This is a genomic window from Citrobacter sp. RHBSTW-01044 (genome assembly GCF_013781945.1).
Classification (GTDB): Bacteria; Pseudomonadota; Gammaproteobacteria; order Enterobacterales; family Enterobacteriaceae; genus Citrobacter; species Citrobacter braakii.
Genome location: NZ_CP056180.1, coordinates 4,181,418 through 4,198,947 on the forward strand (window position 1 = coordinate 4,181,418; position 17,530 = coordinate 4,198,947).

18 protein-coding genes and 3 tRNA genes are annotated in these 17,530 nt (G+C 53.7%); 8 read left to right on the forward strand and 13 right to left on the reverse strand.

Features of this window, described 5'->3' with window-relative positions; translation table 11 throughout:
* The first annotated feature begins 69 nt into the window (after positions 1-69).
* Complete coding sequence (locus HV352_RS20045; RefSeq protein WP_016155636.1) at positions 70-711, forward strand: YtjB family periplasmic protein; 642 nt, start codon at positions 70-72, stop codon at positions 709-711.
* 20 nt (positions 712-731) lie between these two features.
* Positions 732-1,748 (forward strand): lipoate--protein ligase LplA, encoded by a 1,017-nt coding sequence (gene lplA / locus HV352_RS20050; protein ID WP_181635019.1) that lies wholly within the window; start codon positions 732-734, stop codon positions 1,746-1,748.
* A gap of 84 nt (positions 1,749-1,832) precedes the next feature.
* Here lplA and deoD read toward each other — a convergent pair whose 3' ends face one another.
* From deoD to deoC, 4 genes are all read right to left on the reverse strand, one after another.
* Positions 1,833-2,552 (reverse strand): purine-nucleoside phosphorylase, encoded by a 720-nt coding sequence (deoD, locus tag HV352_RS20055; protein ID WP_000224864.1) that lies wholly within the window; start codon positions 2,550-2,552, stop codon positions 1,833-1,835.
* Positions 2,553-2,751: 199 nt separating this feature from the next.
* A complete protein-coding gene (gene deoB / locus HV352_RS20060) occupies positions 2,752-3,975 on the reverse strand; it encodes a phosphopentomutase (RefSeq protein WP_016151610.1) in 1,224 nt (407 codons plus the stop codon).
* Between the two features lie 50 nt (positions 3,976-4,025).
* On the reverse strand, positions 4,026-5,348 hold the full coding sequence (deoA, locus tag HV352_RS20065) for a thymidine phosphorylase (protein WP_016151609.1): 1,323 nt from the start codon (positions 5,346-5,348) through the stop codon (positions 4,026-4,028).
* 179 nt (positions 5,349-5,527) lie between these two features.
* The gene (deoC, locus tag HV352_RS20070) at positions 5,528-6,307 is read right to left on the reverse strand and encodes a deoxyribose-phosphate aldolase (RefSeq protein WP_016155634.1); all 780 of its coding nucleotides are present in this window, start codon (positions 6,305-6,307) and stop codon (positions 5,528-5,530) included.
* Positions 6,308-6,568: 261 nt separating this feature from the next.
* Between deoC and HV352_RS20075 the strand changes: the two genes are divergently transcribed.
* A complete protein-coding gene (locus tag HV352_RS20075) occupies positions 6,569-8,119 on the forward strand; it encodes a YjjI family glycine radical enzyme (RefSeq protein ID WP_019078317.1) in 1,551 nt (516 codons plus the stop codon).
* Positions 8,091-8,954 (forward strand): YjjW family glycine radical enzyme activase, encoded by an 864-nt coding sequence (locus HV352_RS20080; protein WP_047358375.1) that lies wholly within the window; start codon positions 8,091-8,093, stop codon positions 8,952-8,954. Before HV352_RS20075 ends, HV352_RS20080 begins: the two co-directional genes overlap by 29 nt.
* Before the next feature lie 32 nt (positions 8,955-8,986).
* Here HV352_RS20080 and HV352_RS20085 read toward each other — a convergent pair whose 3' ends face one another.
* The 8 genes from HV352_RS20085 to holD all read right to left on the reverse strand — a co-directional run bounded on the left by HV352_RS20085 (position 8,987) and on the right by holD (position 15,497).
* Positions 8,987-9,763, reverse strand: a complete 777-nt coding sequence (locus HV352_RS20085; RefSeq protein ID WP_016155630.1) for a metal-dependent hydrolase — start codon at positions 9,761-9,763, stop codon at positions 8,987-8,989.
* Entirely contained in the window at positions 9,760-10,833 is a 1,074-nt protein-coding gene (locus HV352_RS20090) for a patatin family protein (RefSeq protein ID WP_049040450.1), read from the reverse strand. The genes HV352_RS20085 and HV352_RS20090 overlap by 4 nt, the downstream gene beginning before the upstream one ends.
* A gap of 245 nt (positions 10,834-11,078) precedes the next feature.
* The gene (locus HV352_RS20095; RefSeq protein ID WP_003019081.1) at positions 11,079-11,240 is read right to left on the reverse strand and encodes a DUF1328 family protein; all 162 of its coding nucleotides are present in this window, start codon (positions 11,238-11,240) and stop codon (positions 11,079-11,081) included.
* Positions 11,241-11,367: 127 nt separating this feature from the next.
* A complete protein-coding gene (gene osmY, locus HV352_RS20100; RefSeq protein ID WP_016151602.1) occupies positions 11,368-11,985 on the reverse strand; it encodes a molecular chaperone OsmY in 618 nt (205 codons plus the stop codon).
* A 306-nt stretch (positions 11,986-12,291) separates the two neighbouring features.
* Positions 12,292-13,881, reverse strand: a complete 1,590-nt coding sequence (gene prfC / locus HV352_RS20105; protein ID WP_047358377.1) for a peptide chain release factor 3 — start codon at positions 13,879-13,881, stop codon at positions 12,292-12,294.
* 92 nt (positions 13,882-13,973) lie between these two features.
* Complete coding sequence (gene yjjG / locus HV352_RS20110; RefSeq protein ID WP_016151600.1) at positions 13,974-14,654, reverse strand: pyrimidine 5'-nucleotidase; 681 nt, start codon at positions 14,652-14,654, stop codon at positions 13,974-13,976.
* Positions 14,655-14,668: 14 nt separating this feature from the next.
* On the reverse strand, positions 14,669-15,115 hold the full coding sequence (gene rimI, locus HV352_RS20115) for a ribosomal protein S18-alanine N-acetyltransferase (RefSeq protein WP_005123887.1): 447 nt from the start codon (positions 15,113-15,115) through the stop codon (positions 14,669-14,671).
* The gene (gene holD / locus HV352_RS20120) at positions 15,084-15,497 is read right to left on the reverse strand and encodes a DNA polymerase III subunit psi (protein ID WP_003837254.1); all 414 of its coding nucleotides are present in this window, start codon (positions 15,495-15,497) and stop codon (positions 15,084-15,086) included. The genes rimI and holD overlap by 32 nt, the downstream gene beginning before the upstream one ends.
* A gap of 103 nt (positions 15,498-15,600) precedes the next feature.
* On the opposite strand from holD, the gene rsmC reads away from it, so the two are divergent.
* The 4 genes from rsmC (at position 15,601) to HV352_RS20140 (ending at position 17,156) form a co-directional block, all read left to right on the forward strand.
* Positions 15,601-16,629, forward strand: coding sequence for a 16S rRNA (guanine(1207)-N(2))-methyltransferase RsmC (gene rsmC, locus HV352_RS20125; RefSeq protein WP_181635020.1), 1,029 nt, complete (start codon positions 15,601-15,603; stop codon positions 16,627-16,629).
* 209 nt (positions 16,630-16,838) lie between these two features.
* Positions 16,839-16,925 (forward strand) — tRNA-Leu (locus tag HV352_RS20130).
* A gap of 28 nt (positions 16,926-16,953) precedes the next feature.
* Positions 16,954-17,039: transfer RNA gene (locus HV352_RS20135), tRNA-Leu, on the forward strand.
* A 31-nt stretch (positions 17,040-17,070) separates the two neighbouring features.
* Positions 17,071-17,156, forward strand: a tRNA-Leu gene (locus HV352_RS20140).
* Between the two features lie 39 nt (positions 17,157-17,195).
* Here the strand turns inward: HV352_RS20140 and HV352_RS20145 are convergent.
* Positions 17,196-17,471 (reverse strand): DUF1435 domain-containing protein, encoded by a 276-nt coding sequence (locus HV352_RS20145; RefSeq protein ID WP_019078313.1) that lies wholly within the window; start codon positions 17,469-17,471, stop codon positions 17,196-17,198.
* Positions 17,472-17,530: the final 59 nt, after the last annotated feature.

The window sequence follows — 17,530 nt, forward strand, 5'->3', positions numbered from 1 at the left end:
AACGCATGAGGCTACCCTGTAACCAGCGCTTCTGGCAACATTAAGTCTCAAATTTTCAGCAGGTGGAATATGGCTCGCACAAAACTGAAATTCCGACTTCATCGTGCAGTGATTGTATTGTCCTGCCTTGCGCTGCTCGTTGCCCTGATGCAGGGCGCGTCCTGGTTTAGTCAAAGCCACCAACAGCAGCGTAATCCGCAGCTCGAAGAGCTGGCGCGCACGCTGGCTCGCCAGGTCTCCTTGAACGTCGCCCCGCTGATGCGTACCGAAACGCCGGATGAAAAGCGCATTAAAGCGGTACTCTCGCAGCTCACGGAAAGTAGCCGTATTCTGGATGCGGGCGTCTACGATGAAAAGGGAGACCTGATTACACGCACCGGTGAGAGCGTCAACGTTCGAGACCGACTGGCGTTGGACGGCAAAAAAGCCGGGGGCTATTTTAACCAGCAGATTGTCGAGCCCATTCAGGGAAGAAATGGTCCGCTGGGCTATCTACGCCTGACGCTGGATACCCACACGCTCGCCACCGAAGCCAAGCAGGTGGATAACACCACCAACATCTTACGCCTAATGCTGCTTCTGTCACTGGCAATTGGCGTGGTGCTCACCCGTACCTTATTGCAAGGCAAGCGCACCCGCTGGCAGCAATCCCCTTTCCTGCTGACCGCCAACAAACCGGTACAGGAAGAAGACAACGAGAAGAAAGAGTAATAACAGAAAGGAAATCGACCATGACGACACTACGCCTGCTTATCTCAGACTCTTACGATCCGTGGTTTAACCTCGCGGTCGAAGAGTGCATTTTTCGCCAGATGCCCGCCACGCAGCGCGTCCTGTTCTTGTGGCGTAACGCCGATACGGTGGTGATTGGCCGGGCGCAAAACCCGTGGAAAGAGTGTAATACCCGCCGTATGGAAGAAGACAACGTGCGGCTCGCCCGTCGCAGCAGCGGCGGCGGCGCGGTGTTCCATGACTTAGGCAATACCTGCTTTACCTTTATGGCCGGTAAACCGGAGTACGACAAAACCATCTCTACCGCTATTGTCCTCCATGCCCTGAACGCGCTGGGCGTAGACGCCGACGCCTCCGGGCGTAACGATCTGGTCGTGAAAACGCCAGACGGCGATCGCAAAATTTCCGGCTCTGCTTATCGGGAAACGAAAGACCGCGGATTCCACCACGGCACGCTGTTGTTGAACGCCGATCTCAGCCGCCTGGCAAACTATCTCAATCCGGATAAAAAGAAACTCGCCGCCAAAGGCATCACCTCGGTTCGCTCACGCGTAGCGAATCTAACGGAGCTGTTGCCGGGCATCACCCATCAACAGGTCTGTCAGGCCATCACGGAAGCCTTTTTTGCCCACTACGGCGAACGTGTCGAAGCGGAAATTATCTCGCCGGACAAAACCCCGGATCTGCCGAACTTTGCCGAAACCTTTGCCCGTCAGAGCAGTTGGGAGTGGAATTTTGGTCAGGCGCCTGCGTTCTCGCACCTTCTGGACGAGCGTTTCACCTGGGGCGGCGTTGAGCTGCATTTCGACGTGGAAAAAGGTCATATCACCCGTACGCAGGTCTTTACCGACAGCCTCAATCCCGCGCCGTTAGAAGCGCTGGCGGGTCGTCTGCAGGGGTGTTTGTACCGTGCGGATATGCTGCAACAGGAGTGCGAAGCGCTGCTGGTTGATTTCCCAGGGCAGGAAAAAGAGTTACGCGAGCTGTCAGCGTGGATTGCCAGTGCAGTGAGCTAAACGCTGGCCTGAAAATGCCGGATGGCGGTCCGGCATACATCGATTGTAGCCCGGTAAGCGCAGCGCTACCGGGCATCACAACACTTACTCTTTATCGCCCAGCAGAACGGATTCCAGTGCGATTTTGATCATGTCGTTGAAGGTCGTCTGACGTTCAGCGGCAGTGGTCTGCTCGTGAGTACGAATATGGTCGGACACGGTGCAGATGGTCAGCGCTTTCGCACCAAACTCAGCCGCAACGCCGTAGATACCCGCCGCTTCCATTTCCACGCCCAGCACGCCGTATTTTTCCATTACGTCGAACATTTCGCCGTCCGGAGAGTAGAACAGGTCAGCGGAGAACAGGTTGCCCACGCGCGCGTCTACGCCCAGTGCTTTTGCCGCATCAACTGCATTACGCACCATGTCGAAGTCAGCGATAGCTGCGAAGTCATGATCTTTAAAACGGATACGGTTTACTTTGGAGTCGGTGCAGGCGCCCATACCGATAACCACGTCACGCAGTTTAACGTCCATACGCACAGCGCCGCAGGAGCCTACGCGAATGATTTTCTTCACGCCAAAATCGGTGATCAGCTCTTTGGTGTAGATAGAGCAGGACGGGATACCCATCCCGTGACCCATAACGGAGATCTTACGGCCTTTGTAAGTACCGGTGAAACCTAACATGCCGCGAACGTTGTTCACTTCACGAACATCTTCGAGGAAAGTTTCAGCAATATGCTTTGCGCGCAGCGGGTCGCCCGGCATCAATACGACGTCAGCGAAATCACCCATTTCTGCATTAATATGTGGAGTTGCCATCTTCAGTTCCCTTTTGATTTATTGTTTTTGTCGGGGGGGTAGCAATGCCTTACCCAACCGACAAAACGAATTCAAATACCCTAAGGATTTCGCGTTGTAGGAAGGCGACGAATTCGGAACCCCCGGGAGCATAGATTACCTATGTGACCGGGGTGAGCGAATGAAGTCAACGCATCTACAGCGCGAAAGACAACGGGTATCACAGCATGTTTTTACCGTAGTCCATCGGCGATGTACCAAAGTAGCTCGCCAGCGTCTGGCCAATATCCGCGAAAGTTTCACGGTGACCTAAAGAGCCTGGTTTCACTTTCGGGCCGTAAACCAGCACCGGAATGTGCTCACGGGTGTGGTCAGTGCCGGTCCAGCTCGGGTCACAGCCGTGGTCAGCGGTCAGGATCAGAATGTCATCTTCACCCACCAGTTCCATCAGTTCAGGCAAACGGCGGTCGAACAGTTCCAGACCTGCAGCGTAACCAGCGATATCGCGACGATGTCCCCAGGAAGAGTCGAAATCAACGAAGTTAGTGAAGACGATGGTCTTATCACCCGCTTCTTTCATCTCTTTGATGGTGGCGTCGAACAGCGCGTCCAGGCCGGTAGCTTTCACTTTTTTGGTGATGCCGCAGTTAGCGTAGATATCCGCGATTTTACCGACGGAAACCACGTGACCGTCTTTCTCGTCGACCAGTTTCTGCAGCACTGTCGGTGCTGGCGGCTCAACGGCCAGATCGTGACGGTTACCGGTACGCTGGAAATTACCCGCTTTATCACCGATAAACGGACGCGCGATAACACGACCGATGTTGTAACCACCTTCGGTCAGTTCTTCACGAGCGATTTCACACAGTTCGTAGAGTTTATCCAGGCCAAAAGTCTCTTCGTGACAGGCAATCTGGAACACGGAGTCTGCGGAAGTATAGAAAATCGGCTTGCCGGTTTTCATATGCTCTTCACCCAGTTGATCCAGGATCACGGTACCGGAAGAGTGACAGTTGCCGAGGTAGCCCGGCAGGTTGGCACGTTTGACCAGTTTATCCAGCAGTTCCTGCGGGAAGCTGTTGTCATGATCGGAGAAATAACCCCAGTCAAACAGAACCGGAACACCCGCGATTTCCCAGTGGCCAGACGGCGTGTCTTTCCCGGAAGAGAGTTCATGCGCCCAGGCGTAGGCACCAATCACTTCCGCGTTACCGTCCATACCAGCAGCAATTTTACCGGTAGAACCTTCGTGAGCTTTCACCAGGCCCAGACGGGTCAGGTTAGGCAGATTCAGTGGACCTTTGCGACCCTTGTCAGCTTCGCCTTTCGCACAGGCTTCTGCAATGTGTCCCATAGTGTCTGAGCCTACGTCGCCAAAGCGATCCGCATCTTCAGTCGCACCAATACCAAAGGAGTCCAGCACCATAATAAATGCACGTTTCATCTTGTTCTCCAACATCTGCGCCGCAAAAAAGCGATCAGATCAGTATACAGTTATTCGGTAATACGACGATAGACTGTCGGTGTAATTTCTGGCGCTTTATCGTCAAGGCTAATTGCCGCTTTGACCGCTTTCGCCGCTTCCTGCCAGCTGGCTTCATCTTTAGCGTGGATCACCGCCAGCGGACGCTGTCCGTCTACGCTGTCGCCCAGACGCGCCATGTCGCTAAAGCCAACGCTGTAATCAATGGTGTCCGAAGCCTGACGACGACCGCCGCCCATGGAAACAACCGCCATTCCCAGCGCACGGGTATCCATAGCGCTGACAAAACCTTCGGTATCAGCATATACCGCTTTGCTGAGCATTGCCGTCGGCAGGTACTTCGCATAATTTTCGACGAAATCGGTCGGGCCTTTCTGCGCCGCAACCATGCGACCAAAAATCTCTGCCGCTTTGCCGTTATCCAGCACCGCCTGCAATTTCGCACGGGCTTCGGCATCGTCTTTCGCCAGATTGCCGGAGATCAGCATTTCCACGCACAGCGCCATCGTGACGTCTAACAGACGTGGATTGCGGTATTCACCTGTCAGGAACTGCACCGCTTCGCGGACTTCAACCGCGTTACCTGCGCTGGATGCCAGTACCTGGTTCATATCGGTTAACAGCGCGGTGGTACGTACACCCGCTCCGTTCGCCACGCCGACAATCGCTTCGGCAAGCGCTTCAGAAAGCTCATAGGTCGGCATAAAGGCGCCGCTGCCTACTTTCACATCCATCACCAGCGCATCCAGCCCTTCCGCCAGCTTTTTCGCCAGGATAGAGCCGGTAATCAGCGGGATGGAATCCACCGTCGCGGTAATATCGCGGGTGGCATAAAAACGTTTGTCCGCCGGTGCGAGCGAGCTGGTTTGCCCAATAATCGCCACACCCACGTCTTTAATAATTTCACGGAAACGCGCATCGTCCGGGAAGATGTCAAACCCTGGGATGGCTTCCAGTTTATCGAGCGTACCGCCGGTATGCCCCAGACCACGTCCGGAGATCATCGGAATATAGCCGCCGCATGCAGCGACCATCGGGCCTAACATCAGTGACGTTACGTCACCCACGCCGCCGGTAGAGTGTTTATCCACAATCGGGCCGTTCAGCTGCAGGCTTTTCCAGTCCAGCACGGTTCCTGAATCACGCATTGCCATGGTCAGCGAAACACGCTCAGGCATTGTCATATCGTGGAAGAAAATGGTCATCGCCAGGGCGGCGATTTGCCCTTCAGAGATGGTGTTGTCGCGAATCCCATTGATAAAGAAACGAATCTCTTCATCGCTCAGCGCATGACCATCACGTTTTTTACGAATAATTTCTTGTGCGAGAAACATGGTAACCCCCGATAAATCAGGTTAAATGCAGCGGAAAACCCACTGCAATGAATGATTACTCTAAACAATTCGAGTCGCAGGAAGCGGCAAGGAAGCTCATCCCCAGGCGCTTACTACAGTAAGTGACTGGGGTGAGGGAGTGCAGCTAACGCACCTGCGGCTTGCAGTATGACGAGTAATTAGTAGCTGCTTGCGCTCTTACCATCGCCGTGACCCAGCGCTTTCAGCAGGCTCGCCAGCAGGCTGGATGCGCCAAAACGATAGTGACGGGAATCGGCCCAGTCAGCGCCAAACAGTTCGTCGGCAATCGCCAGGAACTGCTGTGCATCTTCTGCGGTACGCACGCCGCCTGCCGGTTTGAAACCTACAGTTTTAGAAACGCCCATGTCGCGGATCACTTCCATCATGATGCGTGCGCTTTCCGGCGTCGCATTTACCGGCACTTTACCGGTAGAGGTTTTGATGAAATCAGCACCCGCTTTGATGGAGATTTCAGACGCTTTACGGATAAGACTCTCTTCTTTCAGCTCACCGGTTTCGATGATCACTTTCAGCAGCACGTTTGCCGCCGCACACGCATCTTTACATGCTTTAACCAGATCAAAACCAACCTGCTCGTTACCGGCGATCAGGGCACGGTAAGGGAACACCACGTCAACTTCATCCGCGCCGTAGGCAATCGCCGCGCGGGTTTCAGCCAGCGCAATCTCGATGTCGTCGTTGCCGTGCGGGAAGTTGGTCACGGTTGCAATACGGATGTCCGGAGTGCCTTGCTCTTTCAGCGTTTTACGCGCGATAGGGATGAAACGCGGATAGATGCAAATAGCGGCAGTGTTGCCTACCGGGGTCTTCGCCTGATGACACAGCGCGATCACTTTTTCATTGGTGTCGTCGTCATTCAGGGTGGTCAGGTCCATCAGTTTCAGTGCACGCAGGCTGCTTGCTGTTAAATCGGTCATAACATTCTCCAACGGCATCGCCGTATAAAATTTCACCTTGCGAGTTTGTTAGTATTCTAACATCCGCTCGCTATTACACTTCGATATACATCACAGTTAATGAAAACCACATACAGATTTGCATTACTCTAATGAGATCCACTTCAAATAAATCACCTTTCAAGAAGGGATGCGGTGGCATCAGGCGCATCCGGATCAAAGGTTGTGGCGGCGTTGCTTTCTACAATGGCGTTACACCTTCGGGATAAAAAGGAATCAACGATGCCCACTTCAAGCGAACTCGCGCTGCAACAGCGTTGCCAACAAATCGTGACCAGTCCGGTGCTCAGCCCTGAGCAGAAACGCCACTTCCTGGCGCTGGAGGCTGAAAACGCGCTGCCTTACCCGCAACTACCTGCTGAGGCTCGCCAGGCGCTGGATGACGGGGTGATCTGCGATATGTATGAAGGTCATGCCCCGTTCAAACCGCGCTATGTTTTACCCGACTACGCGCGTTTTCTGGCCAACGGTTCCTCATGGCTGGAACTGGAAGGAGCCAGGGACCTTGATGACGCGTTATCCTTACTCACCATCCTGTATCACCACGTTCCGTCAGTCACCTCGATGCCGGTCTATCTCGGCCAGCTCGACGTTCTGTTGCAACCGTATGTTAGAATTCTAACACAAGATGAGATCGATATTCGAATAAAACGTTTCTGGCGTTATCTCGACAGAACCCTGCCAGACGCATTTATGCATGCCAATATCGGCCCCGCAGATACGCCTGTCACCCGTGCAATTTTACGCGCAGACGCAGAGCTAAAGCAGGTTTCGCCTAATCTGACGTTCATTTATGATCCGCAAATTACACCTGACGACCTGCTGCTCAACGTGGCGCAAAATATCTGCGAGTGCAGTAAGCCGCACATTTCCAACGGCCCCGAAAATGATAAAATTTTCACAAAAGGTCAGTATGGCGTCGTCAGCTGTTACAACTCATTGCCGCTCGCCGGGGGTGGAAGCACGCTGGTCAGGCTCAATCTGAAAGCCATCGCAGAGCGCAGCACCTCTGTCGATGACTTCTTTACGCGCACCCTACCGCACTATTGCCAGCAGCAAATCGCCATCATTGATTCACGATGTGAATTCCTCTATGAAAAATCACATTTCTTTGAGAATAGCTTCCTGGTGCAGGAAGGGTTGATTGATCCCGAACGTTTTGTCCCTATGTTCGGCATGTATGGCCTGGCGGAGGCGGTGAATCTGCTGTGCGACAAGGCGGGGCAGAATGCTCGCTACGGAAAAGACGAGGTCGCCAATCAGCTCGGCTATCGCATCAGCGCCCAACTGGCGGAGTTTGTAGAAAGTACCCCGGTGAAATTTGGCTGGAAGCAGCGCGCAATGCTGCACGCACAGTCAGGGATCAGTTCTGACATCGGCACCACGCCGGGCGCGCGTCTGCCCTACGGCGATGAGCCGGATCCGATCACTCACCTGCAAACCGTCGCGCCGCATCATGCGTATTATCACGCTGGGATCAGCGACATTCTCACGCTGGATGAAACCATCAAGCGCAATCCTCAGGCGTTGGTGCAATTGTGCCTCGGGGCGTTTAAAGCTGGGATGCGTGAGTTTACCGCCAACGTGAGTGGTAACGATCTGGTCCGCGTCACCGGCTATATGGTACGCCTGTCGGATCTGGAAAAATATCGCGCCGAAGGTTCACGCACCAACACCACCTGGCTGGGCGAAGAAGCCGCGCGCAATACCCGCATTCTGGAACGACAACCTCGCGTGATTAGCCATGAACAGCAGATGCGCTTCAGTAAGTAAGATCATTCCTTTCTCCTGCGTCGACGGGCCGGGCAGTCGCCTGGCTCTGTTTCTGCAAGGATGTAACCTGCGCTGTAAAAATTGCCACAATCCGTGGACGATGGGACGCTGCAACGACTGCGGGGAATGTGTCCTGCATTGCCCGCATGAGGCGCTGAGCCTGAGTGCGGGGAAAGTGAGATGGCAATCCGACGTATGTCAGCAGTGCGATACCTGCCTGCACATGTGCCCACAGCAGGCCACGCCGATGGCGCAAACCCTGAGCGTTGATGAAGTGCTGCAGCATATTCGCAAGGCGGTGCTGTTTATTGAAGGAATTACGGTCAGCGGCGGCGAAGCGACCACCCAGTTGCCGTTTATCGTGGCGCTGTTTAACGCGATCAAAACCGATCCGCAGCTGCAACACCTGACCTGCATGGTAGACAGCAACGGCATGCTGAGCGAAACCGGCTGGCAAAAACTACTGCCGGTATGCGACGGCGTAATGCTCGATTTAAAAGCCTGGGATAGCGCGTGTCATCGACAGTTGACAGGCCGCGATAACACGCTGATTAAACAAAGCATTACCTTTTTGTCCGGGCAGGGAAAACTTGCGGAACTGCGCCTGCTGGTTATTCCTGGCCACGTGGATTATCTACAGCATATCGATGCACTGGCGGCGTTTATCAAACGTTCAGGTGATGTACCGGTGCGGCTAAATGCCTTTCATGCGCACGGGGTGTACGGCGAAGCGAAGGACTGGCCGAGCGCCACGCCTGAGGATGTGGAGCAACTGGCGCAAGGATTGCGCGAGCGCGGAGTGGATAATTTGATCTTCCCGGCGCTGTACCTGTAATTGCCGGATGCGACGTATCCATCGTCCGGCAATTAAAAATCAAATAACGCCGTCGTATTGCGATACAGCGCATCAGCGATAACATCCGCAGGTTCCGGGCGCAGCTCGCAGAGGACATCAAAGACTCTGACCACCTGCTCCGGGCGATTCGGCTGTCCCTGAAAGCCGTTGAGCGGCATATCCGGCGCGTCAGTTTCCAGCAGCAGTGAGTCCAGCGGCAGTTGCGCCATTACCTCGCGGGTTTTACTGGCGCGCGGATAGGTAATGGTGCCGCCCACGCCAATTTTGTAGCCCAGTTGCACAAAACGTTCGGCCTGCTGCACGCTCCCGGAAAATCCATGCACCACGCCGGTTCGCGGTAAAGCATGGCGTTTCAGGTGCATCGCCAGCTTGTCATGAGTGCGCCGCGAATGCAGGATCACCGGCAGCTCGTAACGCTTCGCCAGCTTAAGCTGCGCTTCCAGCAGCCGCTCTTGCTTGTCGAATTGCGGATCGTCCCGATAAAGATCCAGCCCAATCTCACCTACCGCCACCAGCTTTTGCGGACGCTTATCCAGCGCCTGCTGCAACTGCTCCAGGCAGTCATCGCTATGTTGCTCAATAACAATGGGATGCAGCCCCAGGGCGGCAAACAATGGAGGGTAATTTTCCGCTAACGCCAGTACACGGGAAAAATTTGCCGCCTGGGTGGCCGGAACGATAATGCTTTGCACGCCGACGTCAGCCGCGCCCTGAATACTGGCAGATTCATCGCCCGTAAACGGCGGAAAATCAAAGTGACAATGCGTATCAATAAAACGATAACTCACGCCAAATCCTCGTTATTAAACGTCGTGTCGTTAGCCTGAGGCGCATTGGTCACCACGGGGGCGTGAGCGTCGTTAGCCACCGGCGCGGGAGGAACCACGACCGGTCCCGGCACCACAATCTTCGGCGTCTGACGAGGCAACGGCGTATTTTTCGCCAGCAGCTTGCCGACGGTTGCCAGGAAGTAACGACCACACAGGCGTCCGGTCTTGTAATCTTCCCGCAGCGCCGGAATACGGCTTCCTAATGCCATGCTATGGAGCGGTTTGGGCGGGTAGATCTCAAAGATACGCAGCTTACCCGGCGGTTTCTCAATAAAACTCTGAATCGCGCGATAGCTGGCTTCATGGTGCTGGACCAGATTCAGCAGCGGTTGCAGGCTGCTTTCGCCCAGCCAGCGTTCCATACGCTTGAACCACTGCGGGGTGTAATACATTTGCGAAGGCACGGTGCGGATAACCACCAGCGTTTTTGCCCCCTGCTTCGCCGCTTCCTGCACGGGAATGGCGTCGCTGACTCCCCCATCGAGATAATTCACACCATCCAGCGCAACCCCTGCGCGGTAGAACCCGGGAATCGCGCTGGAGGCACGAATAAGATCGAGCCAGTTTTGCCGGTTCGGCGAAAAATAGCCTGGCGTGTAGTCATCGCCCCGACAGGCGCACATATAAAACGATTTCCCTGCGGCAAACAGGCGCTCGGCGTTATCCATCGCCAGCGGCATCTGGGACGCGGTCGAATCCACCAGCCAATCGAGATCGATTAAGTTTCCCCCGCGCACAAAGCGCACCGGGTCAAAAAATTCACGTCGGGTAGTGTAACGCATGATGACTTTACGACCGTAACCCGGCTGGTTACAAAGATAGGCTGAAAGGTTTTGCGCACCAGCGGAGGTCCCGTAGAAGAGATCAAAAGGATTGAACTGCGCGCGCATGAATTCATCCAGTACGCCAGCGGTGAAGATGCCTCTTTGTCCGCCGCCCTCACACACCAGCGCCATACTGCCTGGTTGAAACGGACGTAACGATAACGGCGCAATATTGCCGAGCGTGACGGGTATTCTCTGCCCCACCTCTGCCTTCCTGTTGTTTTTGTAATAGAACAACAAAGTAACGCAAATTGCCTGATGCTAAAACCGTAAAAGCCAGTCCGGTGGACTGGCTTAGTAGCAAGTTATCTTTACGGTTAATCCCCAAAATAATTCGAGTCACAAGAAGGCGGCAAGGGCGTAAATCCCGATCTGCTTACTCTGGTAAGTGATACGGGCGAGCACGCGTAGCCAGCGCACCTTTAACTTGAAGAATAAAGGGGATGTCGCTAGGGCCGTTTACGACCTGTAAACAGGCTGACCAGAAACAGAATGATCCCCACCACAAAAACAATTTTCGCTGCGCCAGCAGCGGTACCCGCCAGTCCACCAAAACCCAGTGCAGCGGCAATTAACGCGATAACCAGAAATATGATGCCCCATCGAAACATGCGCTTCTCCTTTACCATAGTTAATGTCACCGCTTGATATGAGCACTCAGGCTGCCCATCGGCGATATTTTCAGTGTGGTGCACAACACGCCTCCCGACAAACGTCGGGAGGACGAATTAAGTCTAATTAGTGAGTTTTAAGATCGTTTTTGACGCTTTTCACGCCATCAATCGCTTTGGCGATGCTCTCAGCACGATCGCTTTGAGCCTGTGATTCAACGGTTCCTGAAAGCTGTACCACGCCATCGGTGGTTTCAACTTTCACTTTGCGGGAAGGGACAATATCATCGGCCAGCAGCTTGGCTTTTACCTCACTGGTGATTGCCGTATCGCCCGCATAGCCTTTTACAGAAGTGTCTTTGCTATCACGTACGTGCAGTTTGTCGCTAACGGAGGTCACACCCTCAACGCCTTTGGCGACTTTAACTGCCTCTTCGGCCTGTGCCTGGCTTTCAACAAACCCGCTTAGCGTCACCACCTTCTGGTCGGTTTTAACGGAAATGTCGGTGCTCTTAATGCTATCGTGATCCACCAGCGCGGCTTTTACTTTCGCAGTGATGGTGCTGTCATCCATGAAATTACCGACTTTGTTCATGGAGCTATCGACTTTCTGCCCCGCACTTTCGACGCCGGATTGCGTTTTATCCGTCGTGGAGTTTTCTGCATAAGCAGAACCCGTTGCAACAGCGGAGGTCAGCATCACGGCCAGCAGCGTTTTAGAAATCTTAAGTCCTGTCATTGTCATCGATGTATTCCTGTATGTTTGCTAAAAGCTGCGCTCTGCCGTAAAACGGCTTGAGCCAGCAACTAATCTTGTAAATGGAATAAATATCAGCAATAGAAGCTGCAACAGGCAGCCTAAAAAGCATTTAACGCCGACATTTATGTCATCACATTGTTAAATATAGTTCAGGATTTCGTGATCGCAGTCCAGATTGACTAAAAAACGTGCAAACAAAAGAAAAACGAGAGGTTTTAAGAACATTCCGCAAGGGATTTAAAAGACAGGAAAAGTTGTAGGGCACGGCGGATACCGTGCCCTGAAGGTCGATTAGTGTTCGCGCGTTTTGCGGAACTGAACGTCAGGGTAACGTTCCTGGGTGAGATTCAGGTTAACCATGGTCGGCGCGATATAAGTGAGGTTATCGCCGCCATCCAGCGCCAGCTGAATTTCGTTTTTACGCTTGAATTCTTCGAATTTCTTCGCGTCAGAACACTCTACCCAGCGTGCTGTCGCTACGTTGACCGACTCATAAATCGCTTCAACGTTGTATTCGCTCTTCAGTCGTGAAACCACCACGTCGAACTGCAGCACACCAACAGCGCCCACGATCAGATCGTTATTAGCGATCGGACGGAAAACCTGCACTGCGCCCTCTTCGGACAGCTGAACCAGCCCTTTCAGCAGCTGTTTCTGCTTCAACGGATCCTTCAGACGAATGCGACGGAACAGCTCCGGCGCGAAGTTCGGAATACCGGTGAACTTCATCATTTCGCCTTGGGTAAAGGTATCGCCAATCTGGATAGTGCCGTGGTTGTGCAGACCCAGAATATCGCCCGGATACGCTTCTTCCACGTGAGAACGGTCACCGGCCATAAAAGTCAGCGCATCGGAGATAACCACGTCTTTACCAATGCGCACCTGGCGCATTTTCATACCTTTCTCGTACTTGCCGGACACCACGCGCATAAACGCCACGCGGTCACGGTGTTTCGGGTCCATGTTGGCCTGAATTTTAAACACGAAGCCGGTGAACTTCTCTTCTGAGGCTTCAACGACGCGGGTGTCGGTTTTACGCGGCATCGGCGCAGGCGCCCACTCCACTAAGCCATCCAGCATATGATCAACGCCGAAGTTACCGAGCGCGGTACCGAAGAATACCGGGGTGATTTCGCCCGCGAGGAACAGCTCATGGTCGAACTCGTTAGACGCGCCCTGCACCAGCTCCAGCTCGTCGCGCAGCTGCTGCGCCAGGTCTTCCCCCACGGCGGCATCGAGTTCCGGGTTGTTCAGACCTTTAACAATGCGCACTTCCTGAATGGTGTGGCCTTTACCCGTCTGGTACAGGTAAGTTTCGTCTTTATATAGGTGATAGACGCCTTTGAACAACTTACCGCAGCCAATCGGCCAGGTGATCGGCGCACAGCCGATTTTCAGTTCATTCTCGACTTCATCCAGCAGCTCCATCGGATCGCGGATGTCACGGTCGAGTTTGTTCATAAAGGTCAGGATCGGGGTATCACGCAGACGGGTAACTTCCATCAGCTTACGGGTCCGGTCTTCAACACCTTTTGCGGCGTCGATGACCATCAGGCAGCAGTCCACCGCCGTCAGAGTACGGTATGTATCTTCAGAGAAGTCTTCGTGCCCTGGGGTGTCCAGCAGGTTTACCAGGCAGTCATGATATGGAAACTGCATCACAGAGGTGGTAATGGAGATACCACGCTGTTTTTCCATTTCCATCCAGTCAGATTTCGCATGCTGGCTGGAGCCACGGCCTTTTACCGTACCGGCGGTCTGAATCGCCTGTCCGAATAACAGTACCTTTTCAGTAATTGTCGTTTTACCGGCATCCGGGTGAGAAATAATGGCAAAAGTGCGGCGTTTGGCCACCTCTTGCAAATAAGGAGACAACGTCATAGTCAAATCTTCTTAGGTAAGCACGGCAACAGGCCGTGCAAGTTGAATACGAAAAATTGCGGCTATTTTACCCATCAACGGGGGGGAGGCAATCAGTGTTTACACAGGAGCCGCTCCAGTTCGCTTAATGACGCTACAGTCCAGGTCGGCTGAATGCCCGCTGGCTGCTCGCGGTGGTGCGTATTTAGCCAGCAGGTGGATAGCCCGGCGTTAATGCCGCCAAGAATATCGGACTCTGCGGTGTCGCCCACCATCAGTACGCGAGAACGCTCAGGATTGCCCGCCTGCTCCAGCGCATGGTCAAAAATACGGGGATCGGGTTTTGCCACGCCAACCTGCTCAGAAATCACCAGCAGGTCAAAATAGTCGCGCAGCCCCGTCCGCTCAAGGCGGATTTGCTGCAACGCCGTAAAGCCGTTAGTAATAATACCGATTTTTGTTTTATCACGAATCGCATTGAGCAGAGAAACCGCCCCTGGCAACGGCGAGCAAATCTCCGCCATCGCATTGATAAAGGCGTCATTAAGCTGGCCTGGCTCAACCTTCAGGCGTTCAGCCCAGCTCTGAAAACGAGCGTGCTGGAGTTGTAATGAGGTAATCGCACCGTTTTGATAATCCACCCACAGCGGTTTATTTACGGCCTGGTAGTCCTGAAAATCCTCAGCGGTAAAGGTAATGCTATAGTCGAGAAACATCCGCTGTAAGCCGGTAAACGAGTCAAACGTAAACAGCGTTTCGTCGGCATCAAAGAAAATCCAGTCCCACTTCTTCATCATTACACCTTGTCTTACATGCTGATTGGCAATGCCATTATAATGGCGTCTTCATGACCATCGGCCGTCGGATAGTAATTGCGCCGGATTGTCGCCTCGTTAAAGCCCAGGCTTTCGTACAGCGCGATAGCGGCAGCATTTGAGGCGCGCACTTCAAGCCACAGTGTCAAAATGCCACGCTTTTCCAGCTCATCGATCAGGTATTCCAGTAGCTCACGCCCCAGGCCCCGGCGCTGAAAGTCAGGATCGACGGCAATATTGAACAGCGTAGCTTCATCCAGCACGACCTGTGTAATCGCAAAGGCGGCCATTACGTCGTCAACCCTCAACTGAAAATTGAGGTAGCGATCGCCCTGGTTGCTGGCAAATGTTTTTTCACTCCACGGAAAAGCGTGAGCGCGTTTTTCAATCTGAAATGCTGCAGGTAAATCAGTCGGTTCGAGGGAAGAAATCGTGTTCATATGCGCAGATTTGTTGCCATAACGCGGCGCGGGCCGCGGGGTTTTCCCGTAATTCATTAAACGCAGGACTCTCGACCTGAGCGCCCTCCAGCAGCAGCGGCTCTTCGGTTCCCAGCCGCCAGCTATTACAGCGACTGCCCTGCGGCAGCATGGCGACACGGTCAGGCGTCAGTTGTAAAACCTGATCCGGGCTGACGGTTAATGCGCGTAAAATATCGCTCATCAACGGTTCGGTTAGTGCGGGTAATTGTGCAGCAACCATCACCAAACGGACGTGCGCAGGAATTGAAATCGCGATCTCGCCCTGCAGTGCGCCGGGACGACGCAATGACCACTGCGTAATGCCCAGTTGCTGTAACTGCCAGTCTCGTCGGGATGTCATAGCGAAACACTCCTGTCTATCAGGGGCGCAAATATAGCAAATTTGTCGAATCCGTGCCATCAAACAACTATAATCCCCCGCTGTACAATTTAAGGAGCACTCCATGTCTGCTTTTACCCCGGCAAGTGAAGTCTTGCTGCGCCACAGTGATGATTTCGAACAAAGCCGTATTCTGTTTGCCGGTGATTTGCAGGATGACCTGCCTGCCCATTTTGAATGCGCCGCCAGCCGTGCGCACACTCAGCAGCTTCACCACTGGCAGGTGCTTAACCGCCAGATGGGCGACAACGTTCGCTTTAGCCTCGTCGCCCAGGCCGATGACGTTGCCGATAGCGATACGCTGATCTACTACTGGCCGAAGAATAAGCCGGAAGCCCAGTTCCAGTTGATGAACATTCTGTCACTGTTACCGGTGGGCACCGATATTTTTGTTGTTGGTGAGAACCGCAGCGGCGTACGTAGCGCAGAGCAGATGCTGGCCGAATACGCACCGCTGAACAAAGTCGACAGCGCGCGTCGCTGTGGCCTGTACCATGGTCGTCTGGAAAAACAGCCGGTCTTTGATGCAGAAAAATACTGGGATGAATACCAGACCGAAGATCTGACCATCAAAACGCTGCCGGGCGTATTCAGCCGTGACGGTCTGGATGTTGGCAGCCAACTGCTGCTCTCCACGCTGACGCCGCACACCAAAGGCAAAGTTCTGGATGTCGGCTGCGGTGCAGGTGTACTCTCCGTCGCCTTAGCCAGCCACTCGCCAAAAGTGCGCTTAACCCTGTGCGATGTTAGTGCCGCCGCCGTTGAAGCCAGCCGCGCAACGCTTGCTGCCAACGGTATTGAAGGAGACGTAATCGCCAGTAACGTCTTTTCTGACGTGACGGGTCGCTTTGATATGATCATCTCCAACCCACCGTTCCACGACGGGATGCAGACCAGCCTCGATGCCGCGCAAACGCTGATTCGTGGTGCAGTGCGCCACCTCAACAGCGGCGGTGAACTGCGTATCGTGGCGAACGCCTTTCTGCCTTATCCGAAGGTACTGGATGAAGTGTTTGGCTTCCACGAAGTTATCGCGCAGACCGGTCGCTTCAAGGTCTATCGCACCATCATGACGCGTCAGGCGAAGAAGTAGAACGGCCATCCCATGCCGGATAAGGTGCCTGCACCGCCATCCGGTAGGGTTTGCTAAATGCGGGGTGGCACTTCGTGTACACGGCCTGCGTTTAGCGCCCATTTTTACATCAATTAAGCGCGTCCTGGGCAATTAACTATTGACGAAAAGTTGAAAACCACTAGAATGCGCCTCCGTGGTAACGATACTTTTTTGAGTGTCGATGGTATGCGAAGGTGGCGGAATTGGTAGACGCGCTAGCTTCAGGTGTTAGTGTCCTTTCGGACGTGGGGGTTCAAGTCCCCCCCCTCGCACCATAATCCACGTTGATATTGCTCGCACTGGGCGAAGGTGGCGGAATTGGTAGACGCGCTAGCTTCAGGTGTTAGTGTCCTTAGGATGTGGGGGTTCGAGTCCCCCCCCTCGCACCAACGAGGCGATATCAAAAAATAAGATGACTGTGCGAAGGTGGCGGAATTGGTAGACGCGCTAGCTTCAGGTGTTAGTGTCCTTAGGATGTGGGGGTTCGAGTCCCCCCCCTCGCACCAATTATCTTATTTCCCTCTCGATTTTCTTCCCTGTTTTGTTCATCCCTGATTCCCGTTCATCATCACCAGAACAATGCCGCCGATCAGCGCCGCACATGAAGGCAACAGGACAAAATGCCGCAAACGCTTGTGGTACAGCATGAGTGAAGTCAACAGTAATCCTAATACAATCATCGCCTTCCATACGTAGACCGACAGGTCGCTAAATGCCATCCCGGCAATCAGTATTCCCGGCAGCAGAACACCCCATCCACTGCCCAGCGTACGTTGCAACATGGTACCACCTATGACATTGATAATGATAACCAATATCATATGATAAATTTTCTCATTTGTCAGCTGGGAGGCACTATCAATTATATGAGTTTTACTTA